The organism is Halorussus salinus (assembly GCF_004765815.2).
GTDB classification, from domain to species: domain Archaea; phylum Halobacteriota; class Halobacteria; order Halobacteriales; family Haladaptataceae; genus Halorussus; species Halorussus salinus.
Window position 1 is genome coordinate 422,420 of sequence record NZ_ML974127.1, and the last position, 13,105, is coordinate 435,524.

Genomic DNA, 13,105 nt, shown 5'->3' on the forward strand with positions numbered 1-13,105 from the left:
TTCCACATCAATGTAACGGCCGCCCCTTCGTTCGTAGGCGTACGCTAAGTAGAATTGTAGAAAATGCACAATACGAACGATTCGGTCTCGGCGCTCGCCTCCGTCGTCACGAGCGCGCGACTGTGCCGGTTACCACTGTGACGGTTCCGGCGGGCGCGTCGGGGTCGTCCGCGACCACCGCTAACGCGGTGGGTGAACGCCGAGGAGTGGACGGAGACGGGCATCGTCTTCCGCGAGTTCGACGCCCGACCGCAAAGCGATGACGGCTATGAGTCGTCCGGGTCGTCGGCCGCGCCGCCGAACAGTCCGGCGCACACCGCCGCCCACGTCCGGGTTCGCTTCGTCCGCTTGCCGCCGAGTCGGTCCAAGTCCATACGTGATTTAGGTCGCCCTAAACTACTTAACAGTTCTGCTCGACGCCGAATCGTCGGGCCGACGCTCGGTTCCTCGCCCCGCTCCGCGCTCCTCGGCGCTTCGCAATCCACTTGGTCTCCTCGTGCGAACTCCTCGGTATGGCGCTGTCCGACCGGGAATGGCGGCTGATTCGCGAGGAGTCCCGACGCGGTCCCCGCAACATGGCTCTGGACGAAATCGCCGCGGCGACCGCGGCCGAGGAGGGCATTCGGACCGTTCGGGTCTACCAGTGGGACCCCAGCACGCTCTCGCTGGGCTACCGGCAGGACCCCGACACCGTGGCGTGGGACTACTGCGAGCGGGAAGGTATCACCGTCACCCGCAGGCCCACCGGCGGCGGCGGTATCTACCACGACCGCCACGGCGACATCTCCTACTCCATCGTCGCGCCCGCCGACGAACTGCCGGGCGACCTGATGGAGACCTACGAGATGCTGTGCGAACCGGTCTTCGACGCCTTCGAGCGACTGGGCATCGACGCGCGATTCACCGACGAGAAACTGCCCGAAATCCACCAACCGGCCTGCTACCTGCGGGAACTCCACCCCGCCCACGACATCGTGGCCGGAGCGGAGGGGCGAAAAATCTCGGGCAACGCCCAGTACCGCCGGAAGGACGCCGTCATCCAGCACGGTTCGCTGAAGTTCGACTGCGACGCCGAGCGTCACTTGGCGACGTTCGCACACCCCGAGACCACGCCCGAGGAGTTCCGCGAGCGCGTGACGACGATGAACGAGCAGGCGGAGGTGACGCGGACCGAGGCCGTCGAAGCCGTCGAGGAGGCCCTGCGCGAGTGGGCCGACGCCGACGAGGACGGGTGGACCGACGAGGAACTGGCCCGCGCGGAGGAGCGCGCCCAAGCAAAGTTCGAGGCCGACGCGTGGGTCCGGGACCGCGAGGACCCGACGGAGAGCTAGAACCCGAACGTCTCCGGCCCCTCGTCGTCGAACTCGTCGGCGATGGCCTCGTGAATGTCCGAAATCGGGGGCTGGTCGCGGGTCGGGTCGAGCGGATGCTCGGAGATCCACTTGTACCGGACGACGCCGTCCGAGTCCAGCAGAAAACACGACCGACGCGACCGAGGAGCGACCTTGAACACGCGATACGCCACGCCGAACGCCGACGAGATGTCGAGGTCGGTGTCGGCGTAGAGGGGAAACTGGAGTCCAAGGTGGTCGATGAACTTCCGGTGGGTGAACGCGCGGGACTTGCTGACGCCGACGACCTGCACCGCGTCGTTGCTGGTGAACCAGTCGTAGTCGCGGAACGAACACCACTCCTCGATGCAGTCGGGACTGAAGTCGTTCGTGTAGAACGTCAATAGGACGGGAGCCTCGGTAAGCAGGTCCGAAAGTGCCGTCTCGGTCGTCTCTCCGTCGGGGTAGACCAGCGTCTCGGCCACGTCTTCGACCGACTCGCCGACGGCCACGCCGGTAGAATCGCTCATAACCGTGTCTGTCGCGCCGCCGACTTAAATTTCACTTCCTCGCCAAGCCGAACGCCGCCACCGACCGAGTGCCAGTGTTCGCGGGCGGATGCGAGTGTTCTCGCGGAGCGAGCGGCAACGTCGCTACACCGCCCGCGTGCGGTAGTAACTCCGCTCGCCCGTCCCGGTGTCCACGACGCGGCGTTCCAACGCACCGTTGTCCACGAGTCGGTCCAGAATCGAACTCACGGTCGCCACGTCCAACACCCAGCCGACGTGCTCCTCGTCCTCGAACGGTTGCTCGACGTTCGACTCCGACCACCCCGTCTCCATCACCGCCTCGGCGATTTCGCGGACGTTGTACGCCTGCTGGTCGTGTTCTTCGAGGAACGTCAGGATACGCTCCTCGATGGAGTATCGCTCCCCTCCTCGTTCGAACCTGTCGCGGCTGATTGGCACACCGCGAGTACGCCTCGAAGTCCAATAAGACTGTGGTTCGGTAGAACACCACACGCGTCGTTCCGGCAGTTCGCCCCCGGTTCCGAAGCGCCTTTCACCCCTCCATGCCTGTCGGAAGACATGAGAGTTGGCGCGCACGAATCCATCGCTGGCGGCGTCTACAACGCCGTAGACGCCCAGATAGACGACGGCGGAAACTGCGGACAGATTTTCACCCACTCCCCGCAGGTCTGGCAGGACCCGAACATCGGCGACGACGAGGCCGAGCAGTTCCGCACCGTCTCGGCCGACAACGACGTGGGACCGTGGGTCATCCACTCGTCGTACCTCGTGAACCTCTGTACGCCGAAAGACGACCTCCGCGAGAAGTCCATCGACTCGATGCAGAAGGAGGTCGACGCCGCCGAGAAATTGGACATCCCGTACGTCAACGTCCACCTCGGCGCGCACACCGGCGCGGGCGTCGAGGGTGGCCTCGACAACGCCGCGAGCGCGCTGGACGAGTTGGATATTCCGGAGGGCGTGACCGTCCTCATCGAGAGCGACGCCGGGTCGGGCACGAAGTTGGGCGGGGACTTCGAACACCTCGCGGAAGTCCTCGACCGCTCCGAGCAGGACCTCGACGTGTGTATCGACACCGCCCACGCCTTCGCGGCGGGCTACGACCTCTCGACCGAGGAGGCCGTCCGCGACACTATCGCCGAGTTCGACGAGGTGGTGGGTCTCGAACACCTCGAATGCGTCCACCTCAACGACTCGAAACACGAGTGCGGGACGAACAAGGACGAACACGCCCACATCGGCGAAGGTCTCATCGGCGAGGAGGGCATGCGCGCCTTTATCAACCACCCGGACCTCGCGGACGTGCCGCTGGTCCTCGAAACGCCCCACGAGGACGGCAAGGGCTTCGCGTGGAACATCGAGCGCGTGAGAGAACTGCGCGAGGACTGAGGCCGTTTCAGATTTCGAGACCGACCTTCTCCTTTTGTCGGGCGAACCTATCCGGATAGACGAGACGATAGGACCAGACGAAGGCGAACGCTCCGATTACGAACAGGACTCCTCCGGCCAGTAGGGAACTGACCGACAGCAGCGAGTCCAACAGCCCCGCCGTTCCGAGAACGAAGACGCCGCCGTAGAACAGCGCCCACACCGAGACGGTGTAACCGAACAGACGCGGTATCGAGTACTCCTCGACGAGGACCCACGCGCCAAGGAGGACCGCGACCAGCAGCGCGAACTCGAAGGCCGGTTCGACCGCTTCGGGGACGGGATAGAGTCCGACCGCTCCTCGGACCGGGAACGCGAGAACCAGCAACGCCAGCGCGACGAGAAAGTACAGCGCCGTTACCGCCGCGACGAACCGGAGAATCGTTCGGGGGGCGTTCCGAACTCCCATATCAGACGAGCAACGTGTCGGCTATTCAATGCTGTGGCGACCGGGAGTCTCACCCGAGGAGGAACGTCAGAACCCACAGCCCCGCCATCCCGGCGACGAGCGTCGCGAGGATGTCCTCGGTCTTCCACGCCACCGCGGCCGCGAGGACGCCCGCGAGCAGTTCCGGGTTGGCGGGCGAGAGCGCGAGCGCGCCGTCCGAATAGACGAACTCCGGGAGGACCAGCGCCGAGAGGACCGCCGCGGGGACGAACCGGAGCGCGCGCTCGACGCCCTCGGGAACGTCGTCGAGTCTGCCGAACAGCGCGACGAACGAGAGCCTGAGCGCGTAGGTGCCGACGCCGCCCGCGAGGATAATCAGCCAGAGCGTCGTCGTCCCGTAGCCGGTCGCCATCTACGCTCCCTCCTCGTCGTTAGTATCTGTCGAGGTTGCGGAGACGGACTCGACGGCTACTCCGGCCCCGATGCCGACGACCGCCGCGAGTATCAGTCCGAGGTTGTACGGCAGTCCGTTCGCGACGACCGCGGTGGTCCCGCCGACGACCGCGGCCGCGCCGGTCGCCCGGTCGGTGACCGCCGGGACCAGTACCGCGAGGAAGACCAGCGGGACCGCGAATTCGAGGTGCCAGCCCGAGGGGAGGCGCGCACCCAGCAGGACGCCGACTACCGTGGCGGCCTGCCACGTGACCCACAGCGGGACCGCGACGCCGAGGTAGTACCACCGACGGCTCGTCTCCTCGTCGTTCTCGAACTCCAACAGCGAGACGGCGTAGGCTTGGTCGGTCAGGAGATAGGAGAGCGCCGCCTTCCACTTGGCCGACTGGCGCTGGAAGTACGGCGCGATAGAGGCGCTGTACATCACGAGTCGGAGGTTCACCACGAGGACGGTCGCCACGACGACCGCGGCGGGAGCGTTGCGACCGATCAACTCTATCGCGGCGAGTTGCGAGGCCCCGGCGAAGACGACGACCGACATGCCGACCGCCTGTAACGCGGACATGCCGACGCCGACCGCCGCGACGCCAGCGACCATGCCGAAGGGCAAGACGCCGAGGGTAATCGGCGCGGCGACTCGAACGCCCGAGAGAAAGTCTGCGCGTGGAGATGACACTGATGAGTGGTAGGCGGTCCGAGTGGTATCACACTTGTTTTTCCGGCGAAGCGCTCGCTGGCGAGCGGCCGCCGACATCGCCCCAGACCACCCCAGACCACTCCAGACCACCCCGCTTTTCACTCCCCGCCGCCAACCCCGACCCAGAATCAGCCGTGCGAGAGTTCTCCGCCGACTACCTCGAAGACACGCGCCGCGGGATGTGGGACGACCGCGCGGCGCTCGCCGACCTCGAACTCGACTCCCGAGAGCGCGTCCTCGACGTGGGATGCGGGACGGGCGAGTTGTCGCGGGTCCTCGCCGAGGAGTCCGCCGCCGACGGGACGCCCGCGGAAGTCGTCGGGGTGGACGCCGACCCGGACTTGCTGGCGGTGGCCCGCGAGGAGGCCGGTATCGAGACCGTCGCGGGCGACGCGCTCCGCCTGCCGTTCCCCGACGACGCGTTCGACCTCGTGGTCTGTCAGGCCCTCCTCATCAACCTCCCCGACCCCGCGGCCGCGGTGGCCGAGTTCCGGCGGGTCTCGACCGACCTCGTGGCCGCGGTCGAACCCGACAACGCCGCGGTGGCGGTCGAATCGACCGTCGAAACGGAGAGCGACCTCGCGGCCCGCGCCCGGCGGGCCTACCTGTCGGGCGTCGAGACCGACGTGACTTTGGGCGGGTCGGGCACCCGCGAGGCGTTCGACGCCGCCGGACTCGCCGAGGTGTCCACGCGCCGCCACGTCCATGCCCGGACAGTCGAACCGCCCTACGCCGACCGGGACCTGCGCGCGGCCCGCCGGAAGGCCAGCGGCGAGGGACTGGCCGACGACCGGGCGACCCTGCTGGCGGGGGACCTCTCGGCAGACGAGTACGACGACCTCCGGACCGACTGGCGCGAGATGGGCCGGAGCGTCATCGAGCAGATGCGCGCGGGCGAGTACCGGCGCGCCGAGGTCGTTCCGTTCTACGTGACCGTCGGGTCGGTCTGAGGGGCCGACGGATTCCGGTATCGCCGCCGGACTCGAAAAGGCATATCGGACTCCTCTCCGTTGTCCCCGGTATGGACCCACGAGTCCGAGACCACGCCGAGATTCTCGTCGATCACTGCACGAGCGTCGAACCGAGCGACGACGTACTCGTCCAAGTGCCGCCCGCGGCCGAAGACCTCGCGGTCGCCGTCGCCGAGGAGGTCGGCGAGGTCGGCGCGAACCCGTCGATATCGCTCCGGAGTTCCCGCGCGACGCGAGCGTACCTGCGGGCCAGCGACCCCGAGGACTTCGAGTGCCCCGACCACGAGCTGGCCGAGATGGAGAGCGCCGACGTAATCATCATCGTGAAGGGCGACCGCAACACCGCGACGATGAGCGACGTGCCCTCCGACGCGCTCTCGGCGTACACGCAGGCCCGCCGCCCGATTCAGGAAGCGCGCATGGGCAAACGCTGGGTCGGCACCCAGTTCCCCGCGACCGGCAACGCCCAGAAGGCCGAGATGAGTACCGAGGAGTACGAGGAGTTCGTCTACGAGGCGGTCAACAAAGACTGGGCGGCCCAGCGCGAACACCAAGCCCAGATGGTCGAGATTCTGGACCCCGCCGACGAGGTGCGAATCGTCTCGGGCGACTCCACGGACCTCCGGATGAGCGTCGCGGGCATGAAGACGGTCAACGACGACGGGAAGAAGAACCTCCCCGGCGGCGAGGTGTTCACCGCGCCGGTCCCCGATTCGGTCGAGGGCGAGGTGCTGTTCGACAAACCGCTCCTCCGCCACGGCCGCGAGATTCAGGACGCCTACCTCCGATTCGAGGCGGGCGAAGTCGTCGCCCACGACGCCTCGAAGAACGCCGACCTGCTGGCCAGCATCCTCGACACCGACGAGGGCGCGCGCCGCCTCGGCGAACTCGGCATCGGGATGAACCGCGACATCGACCGGTTCACCTACAACATGCTCTTCGACGAGAAGATGGGCGACACGGTTCACATGGCCGTCGGCAAGGCCATCGAGGAGACGGTACCCGAGGGACAACCGCTCAACGAGAGTTCGGTCCACATGGACATGATAGTGGACATGAGCGAGGATTCGTACATCGAAGTGGACGGGGAAGTCGTCCAACGCGACGGAACCTTCCGGTTCGAGGACGGCTTCGAGAAGTAGGGCGATTTTCGCGTGCAGTTTTCACCGACGTTTCTGCGAGGAGAGTCGCCGAAGGCGACTCGACGGGAAAACGGTCGGCCTAATTCCGCTCCGAGCATACGGCGCGAAGCGCCGTTTCGCCGCGAGCGAAGCGAGCGGGGCTTTTTCATCGACGTTTTTGCGACGAGTGGTACCCGCAGGGCGCGAACGCAGTTCGCGCCCGAGGATACCTGAGGAGGAAAACGGTCGGAGGAAAACGGTCGGGTTACACCACGTCGCCGCGGACCGTCGCGCCCTCTTGGCGCTTCCGGTAGGACTCGACCGCCTCGGCGGCCTCGTCGGTCTGCCCGGCGTCCATGCCCAGCATCTCCAAGGCGTCGGGGAGCGTCGGAAAGGCGAGTTCGCTCTCCCGGAGCTTGCGCAGGGCCTCGTCGCTCCGCTGGCCCTCCGCCCACAGACAGACTCCTCGGGGGTCCAGAATCTGCTCGTAGCTCTCGCGCTGAATCGCGCCCTGTAGGCGCTGGGTCACGTTGTCCTCGAAACTGGAGTTGCAGACTTCGAGGTGAACCGGTTCGTCGTCGGGCAGGAGGTGGGCGGCCAGACACTGCTCCGGCGCGGCGTGCCCGCTGTCGTTGGCGCGGATGTACTCGGGGAACTGTTCGGCCCACTCAGCGCGGACGGTCTTGCCGACGCCCTCGACGCCGTGGGACTTCCGGAACTCCTCGGCGGCGTTCCCGTCGTCTCCTCGGAGGAGGATGTCCTTCGTGACGTACACGTCCAGTCGCTCCACGGGGTCGAGTCCGAGCGCCGCGTCGCCGTAGACCCACAGCTCGCGGACCGGCACGGGCATCGTCTCGTTCTCGACGGTATCGAGGACCTCCTCGACCCGCTCGATGGCCTCGTCTCGGTTCATTATCCTCGTGTTGGTGGTCGGGCGGGTTAACGGTGGCGTGTCGGGAATCGATGGGTCATAGAGAGTCGATGTTTTGATGGGAGGGATAGGACAGGTGATTAGCTTCAGGCTTGAACACAGGAGTTACCCCACAGCGCTGCGACCGCACCGCACAGCCCCTACCGCCCCGCACGGCTACCGCAGGCCTCACGCCTCCCCATCCTCGTCGGCCGCATCCGCGGGCGCCGTACCACACCCCCTGGGCGCGGCGCGGGAACGCCCCGCCCCCGCCCCCCCCGCCCGGCCCCCCCGGCCCCCCCCCCCCCCCCTCCTCGTCGGCCGCATCCGCGGCCGACTTCCCTCGCGCGATGGGCGCGGCGCGTGAACGCGCCGCGCCCGCACGCGCCGGTGTGGAGAGGCGAGATGGGCGTGCTACGTCGAAAACGAGATTCGAATCGTCCGCGTCAGTTCTCGGCCGCGACCGCCTGCTGGTCGTCGTACTTGTCCCGAAACTCCTGCAACAGTTGGCCCATCTTGGCGTACCAGTCGTTGAGCATCCGCTGCATGTCGTCGGCCACCTCGTCGGGGTCGGTCGGCCGGTAGACGTGGTAGTAACCGCCCTGTTCGTAGTTGACCTGCTCCTTCTGGACGAAACCGGACTGGAGGAGTCGCTGAATCGACCGGTAGGCGGTCGAGCGTTCCCGGTCCACTCGGTCGGCCACCTCGTCGATGGTCAGTGGCTCCTCGGTCTCGACGAGGACTTGAAAACACTCCCGGTCGAGTTCTTTCAGACCGTGGATGCACTCCAGCAGGCCCTCACACTCCATATCCTTCTGCAGGTATTCGGCCATCGAATCTGCCATCTTAGCCGTAGCTAAGAACCAAGGACGTAAAAGGATTTGCATAGTTTGCACAAAACCGTCCGCGAGTCGGGTCGTCAGTCCCCGACCGACGCGGTGGCGTTGGCCGACTCGGTGCGGAGTTCCCGGACGGAACTGACCACGACGGCCCCGCTGACCAACAGCGCCGCGCCGAGGATGATGGCGAGGCTCACGGTGTCCAGCACGGGCATCTCGACGATGCCTCCGACCTTCCGAACCGCGACCGCGATAGCGCCCAACAACAGCATCACGCCGAAGTACACCTTGATGTCGCTCTCGTCCACGAGGCTCGTCGCCGCGGCCCCGAGACGCGCGCCGAGCGCGCTCCCGGCCAGTAGCGGCACGACGATTGCCAAATCGACCGCGCCGTCCATCGCGTAGAGGAAGCTCCCGATGCCGCCCGAGAAGACGATCTCGAACAGGTCGGTCCCGACCGCGATGGGCACGGGCACCCCGATGAGGTAGAAGAGGGCGGGCATCCGGATGAACCCACCCCCGACGCCGAGGAACCCGGACAGCAGTCCCGTGGCGAACGCGACGACGAGTATCATCCACAGCGAGACCGTCACGCCGCCCCGGAGCGTCATCATGGGCGGGACGCGGTAGGACTGAATCTTCTTCGCCACGTCAGGGATGTCCTCGGCGTCGATTTCGCCCGCCGCCTCCTCGTCGTGGCTGATACCGCCGCCCTCGTCGTCGCCGTCGTTCCCGACCGCTCGGTACGTGATGAACACGCCGATACCGCCGAGGAGTGCCACGTACGCGACGCTGACCACGGTGTCGGCCAGTCCGATGTCCTGCAACCTGTGGAGGCCGAACTTTCCGACCTCGATACCAGCGGTCGTTCCGGCTATCATCAGGCCGCCGAGTTTGTAGTCTACTTGCCCGAGGTCGCGGTGCTTGAGCGTGGCGATGACCGAGGTCCCGAACACGAAGGCGAGTCCTGACGCGACCGCCACGTCGGGTTCGTACCCCATCACCAACAGCGCGGGCGTGACGAGGAACGACCCGCCCATCCCGAAGAACCCGAACAGGAGGCCGATGAGGAGACCGAACCCGGCGAACATCCCCAGTAGCGACGCCGCGACGCCGAATAGCTCCATCGTCAGTCACCTCGGATGGCGTCGGTGATAGCTGGCCCGAACACCCGTTCGAGGGCACCGTAACCGACGTACAGTACGACGGCCTCGACCAGTACGACGCCGATGAGTAGCGCGGCCCCCGTCGGACCGCTCGCGGTTTCAATTCCGAACACGATTCGTCACCCGGTACAGTCTTGTGTGGTTCATAGGTTTCTGTACAGTAGACCGTAACCGGCAATCCCACTTAACGGTTTTGAACAACTCGCACAATACTATATCTCGATATCCCACACATGGTGAGACGTAACTTATGGGTGGCTACGGCGGTCGCGGAACGCGACGACTCGACGCGTGTGACGAGGCGGACCGGGCGTGCGCGTCGTTCGGTTTACTTTCGCTCACTCGACCAGCGATTATTGTGGAGTATGCGGATTCCTACTCGTCGGCCCGTGTAGCCCGAGCGAAAACAGTACGCCAGACCGAGGCCGAGCGACGACACTTCGAGCAAGCTACTGATGCGACGAGAACGAGTCGAGAGGAAACGAGTCCACGGAGAACGAGTCGGAGAGGGTCGGAGTTCGATGCAGTCGGTCAGTCGCTGGCGGTCGGCGCGCTGGCGTCGTCGCCCGTCCGTGAACGCCAGAGTCCTTGGGCGTACGCGCCGAGGAACATCCCGCCGATGGCCAGTAGGATGGGGTAGTTACCGACGCCGAGGCTGGCGTAGGCCGCGCCGGGACAGATGCCCGAAATACCCCACCCGACGCCGAAGATGACGCCGCCCGTGAGGACGTTCCTGTCGAACGACTTCAGCCGTCGAGCGTAGGGTCGTCCGGTCAGGGGCGCGCGGTCGAGGAACCGAACCCCGATGGCGAACGCGGTGCCCGCGACGACCGAGCCGACGCCCAGCACGAACAGCAGGCCGAAGTCCCGAAACTGGAGGAAGTCCAGCACGACTTCGGGTCTGGCCATGTGGCTCAGTCCTAACCCGAAGCCGAACAGCAGGCCGCCGACCACGACGAGCGGCACGAACAGGGGATGTCGGTCCCGTTCCGGGTTCGCCCCGTCGCGCTCACCCCCGGCGGTTCCGGTCGGACCGCTCACGGCGTCACCCCCGCGGCCTGCATGAGTTGGGCGGTCAGGATGGCGACGCCGAGGAACGTGAGGACGTTGACCAGCGAGGTCGGAGCGACCGACCCGACGCCACAGATGCCGTGGCCGGAGGTACACCCCTTCCCGACGCGGGTGCCGACGCCGACGAGGAGGCCCCCGCCGAGGAGTCGCCACCACGAGACGCGGGTCGTCCACCCGAAGTCACCGAACGCCAGCGCGTAGATGGCCGCACCGGCGACGATGCTCAGCGTGAACGCGACGCGCCAGTCGCGCGAGGCGACGTACTTCGCGCGGTTGAACCGCGGAACGGTCGAGACGTACGACAGCGTGGATTCGAGGAACGTACTCGCACCTGCGGGAATCGCGGTGCCGAGGTAGATGACGGCGGTGCCCAGTCCGATGAGCGCCCCGCCCACGGCGTACCGCCAGACCCCGTTTGGAAACAGGTCCGTGAACGTGACAAGTGGCTCCATGATGTGTGTTCAGTTTTCGCCGGATTAGTCGCTGGTCATCGCGTCGGAACTCGCCGCGCAGTTGTTCGGGCCGAGTTCCAACTCGAAGGCCTCCTCGTCGCTCCGGTCTTCCTGCCCGAGGTTGGTCGCGATGACCTCCTCGTAGTTGGCGGGCCGGGGTGGCATGTCCGAGAGGACCAACTCCACGAACGCGTCTTCGTCCATCGTCAGCGCGTCCATCTTCTCTTTGAGGTTGCCGATGGTCTCGGTGTAGGTGCCGTCCGCGCGGGTGTCGGCCGCGTCGCCGAAGTGCGCGCCGCCCACGACTACGTCGTCGTCCAGCGTCAGGATGCGCTCCTGTAGCGACTCGTAGAGCTGTCGGGCCGCGTCGGGCGCGCCCTCGTCGCCACCTTCCAAGTCGGGTCGAGCGACGCTCTCGGCGAACAGGCCGTCACCGGTCAGCAGAACCGCGTCGTCCACGAGGTAGGAAGTCATGCCCGAGGTGTGGCCGGGCGTGAAGACGGTCTCTATCTCCGCGTCGCCGACCGCGAACGCGTCGCCGTCCTCGGCGTGGGTCACGGCGTCGTCGTAGGTGACTCCTCGGTCTATCGCGGCCGCCGGGAGGACGCCTTCGATGCCCTCGTCTACGAGCGCGCGAACGCCCGAGACGTGGTCGGCGTGGACGTGCGTGTCGATTGCGTATTTCAGGTCCGCACCGAGCGCGCGGGCGTCCTGTCGGTAGGTGTCGGTGAACGCTCGCAGGGGGTCGATGACCGCGGCCTCGTCGCCGGAGACGACGAGGTAGCTCATGCAACCGCTGGACGGGCGCTGGTACTGGGCGACCGTCGCGTCCGTGTCGGCGTCGATTTCCACGTACTCGAAGATGCGCGCCCAGCCTTTCATGCCGTCAGCGAGGTTCTTGGCGTCGTAGCCCTCCTCGACGAGTTCGCCAGCGACGTACTCGCTGGAACCGCCCTTCGCACAGACGACCACGATTTCGCGGTCGTCGGGCAACTGCTCGAAGACCTCGTCGTCGGGTTCGCCCGCGAGGAACTCGAAGTAGGGGACGTTCAGACTCTCGACGTTCTCGCCGTCGATGGACCACTCCGCCACGTCGTCGGGGACGCGGGTGTCGAGAAGAAACACCTCCTCGCCGCTCTCGATGCGGTCTTTCAGCGCTTCGGGGTCGATGCTCTCGACGTTCACGTCCGGCGTCGGGAACTCTGGTTCGCTCATTACGAGTTACCCTATCGGGCGCTCACTCATAAGGGTTTGGATAGTATTGCACAACACAAACAACATCAATTCCCGCCATATTCGACTCGACTGGTATGGGAATTGGGTTTAGAAGGTCTTTGATACGCTATTTCGGGCAATTGGACGATTCAGACGCGTAACGAAGGCACGGTGAATACGGGTTTGGACGTGTCCGTAAAACCCAAGGACCAACAAGCTTTTATCCCCGCACCCGGTATTGCTCAGTACACACAAGATAGAACACTGGTGTTACCATGAGTGAAGCATACGACATTACCGAGACGCTCGACGTGAAAGGACAGTCCTGCCCGATGCCCGTCGTCAAGTCCAAGCAGGCGACAGACGGACTCTCCGAGGGCGAGGTGCTAGAAGTGATCGCGACCGACTCCGGGAGCATGAGCGACATCGAGGGGTGGGCGAACACGACCGACGGCGTCGAACTCCTCGACCAAGACGAGACCGAGGAGGGCGGCGAGTCGGTCTTCAAGCACTACGTGCGCAAGACCCAGTAA

Annotated in this window: 17 protein-coding genes; 5 read left to right on the forward strand and 12 right to left on the reverse strand. The window is 65.9% G+C overall.

Annotated features, from left to right (window positions below; all coding sequences use genetic code 11):
• Window positions 1-512: 512 nt before the first annotated feature.
• Window positions 513-1,331, forward strand: coding sequence for a lipoate--protein ligase family protein (locus EPL00_RS02105; RefSeq protein ID WP_135852061.1), 819 nt, complete (start codon window positions 513-515; stop codon window positions 1,329-1,331).
• Here the strand turns inward: EPL00_RS02105 and EPL00_RS02110 are convergent.
• On the reverse strand, window positions 1,328-1,861 hold the full coding sequence (locus tag EPL00_RS02110; protein ID WP_135852060.1) for a redoxin domain-containing protein: 534 nt from the start codon (window positions 1,859-1,861) through the stop codon (window positions 1,328-1,330). The two genes, EPL00_RS02105 and EPL00_RS02110, sit on opposite strands and share 4 nt — an antisense overlap.
• A 123-nt stretch (window positions 1,862-1,984) precedes the next feature.
• A complete protein-coding gene (locus EPL00_RS02115) occupies window positions 1,985-2,299 on the reverse strand; it encodes a hypothetical protein (protein WP_135852059.1) in 315 nt (104 codons plus the stop codon).
• A gap of 120 nt (window positions 2,300-2,419) precedes the next feature.
• Here EPL00_RS02115 and EPL00_RS02120 point away from each other — a divergent pair, with 120 nt between their 5' ends.
• On the forward strand, window positions 2,420-3,250 hold the full coding sequence (locus EPL00_RS02120) for a deoxyribonuclease IV (RefSeq protein ID WP_135852058.1): 831 nt from the start codon (window positions 2,420-2,422) through the stop codon (window positions 3,248-3,250).
• A 7-nt stretch (window positions 3,251-3,257) separates the two neighbouring features.
• Here the strand turns inward: EPL00_RS02120 and EPL00_RS02125 are convergent, their stop codons facing one another.
• The 3 genes from EPL00_RS02125 to EPL00_RS02135 are packed head-to-tail and all read right to left on the reverse strand — an operon-like array spanning window position 3,258 to window position 4,806.
• On the reverse strand, window positions 3,258-3,698 hold the full coding sequence (locus EPL00_RS02125) for a hypothetical protein (protein ID WP_135852057.1): 441 nt from the start codon (window positions 3,696-3,698) through the stop codon (window positions 3,258-3,260).
• A 49-nt stretch (window positions 3,699-3,747) separates the two neighbouring features.
• Entirely contained in the window at window positions 3,748-4,089 is a 342-nt protein-coding gene (locus tag EPL00_RS02130) for an AzlD domain-containing protein (protein ID WP_135852056.1), read from the reverse strand.
• Window positions 4,090-4,806 (reverse strand): AzlC family ABC transporter permease, encoded by a 717-nt coding sequence (locus EPL00_RS02135; RefSeq protein WP_238398103.1) that lies wholly within the window; start codon window positions 4,804-4,806, stop codon window positions 4,090-4,092.
• A gap of 155 nt (window positions 4,807-4,961) precedes the next feature.
• On the opposite strand from EPL00_RS02135, the gene EPL00_RS02140 reads away from it, so the two are divergent.
• A complete protein-coding gene (locus tag EPL00_RS02140; protein ID WP_135852054.1) occupies window positions 4,962-5,777 on the forward strand; it encodes a class I SAM-dependent methyltransferase in 816 nt (271 codons plus the stop codon).
• A gap of 71 nt (window positions 5,778-5,848) precedes the next feature.
• On the forward strand, window positions 5,849-6,940 hold the full coding sequence (locus EPL00_RS02145) for an aminopeptidase (protein WP_135852053.1): 1,092 nt from the start codon (window positions 5,849-5,851) through the stop codon (window positions 6,938-6,940).
• A 244-nt stretch (window positions 6,941-7,184) separates the two neighbouring features.
• Here the strand turns inward: EPL00_RS02145 and EPL00_RS02150 are convergent, their stop codons facing one another.
• From EPL00_RS02150 to EPL00_RS02175, 7 genes are all read right to left on the reverse strand, one after another.
• A complete protein-coding gene (locus EPL00_RS02150) occupies window positions 7,185-7,832 on the reverse strand; it encodes a DUF7095 family protein (protein WP_135852052.1) in 648 nt (215 codons plus the stop codon).
• A 443-nt stretch (window positions 7,833-8,275) separates the two neighbouring features.
• Entirely contained in the window at window positions 8,276-8,674 is a 399-nt protein-coding gene (locus EPL00_RS02155) for a helix-turn-helix domain-containing protein (protein WP_135852051.1), read from the reverse strand.
• 74 nt (window positions 8,675-8,748) lie between these two features.
• The gene (locus EPL00_RS02160) at window positions 8,749-9,795 is read right to left on the reverse strand and encodes a sulfite exporter TauE/SafE family protein (protein ID WP_135852050.1); all 1,047 of its coding nucleotides are present in this window, start codon (window positions 9,793-9,795) and stop codon (window positions 8,749-8,751) included.
• A 2-nt stretch (window positions 9,796-9,797) separates the two neighbouring features.
• Window positions 9,798-9,947, reverse strand: coding sequence for a DUF7512 family protein (locus EPL00_RS23420; RefSeq protein WP_202932528.1), 150 nt, complete (start codon window positions 9,945-9,947; stop codon window positions 9,798-9,800).
• Window positions 9,948-10,365: 418 nt separating this feature from the next.
• Window positions 10,366-10,806, reverse strand: coding sequence for a YeeE/YedE family protein (locus tag EPL00_RS02165; RefSeq protein WP_135852487.1), 441 nt, complete (start codon window positions 10,804-10,806; stop codon window positions 10,366-10,368).
• 65 nt (window positions 10,807-10,871) lie between these two features.
• Window positions 10,872-11,357: a YeeE/YedE family protein gene (locus tag EPL00_RS02170; protein ID WP_135852049.1), complete on the reverse strand. Its 486-nt coding sequence runs from the start codon at window positions 11,355-11,357 to the stop codon at window positions 10,872-10,874.
• 24 nt (window positions 11,358-11,381) lie between these two features.
• Window positions 11,382-12,572, reverse strand: coding sequence for an MBL fold metallo-hydrolase (locus EPL00_RS02175; protein ID WP_135852048.1), 1,191 nt, complete (start codon window positions 12,570-12,572; stop codon window positions 11,382-11,384).
• 275 nt (window positions 12,573-12,847) lie between these two features.
• Here EPL00_RS02175 and EPL00_RS02180 point away from each other — a divergent pair, with 275 nt between their 5' ends.
• Window positions 12,848-13,105: a sulfurtransferase TusA family protein gene (locus EPL00_RS02180; protein WP_135852047.1), complete on the forward strand. Its 258-nt coding sequence runs from the start codon at window positions 12,848-12,850 to the stop codon at window positions 13,103-13,105.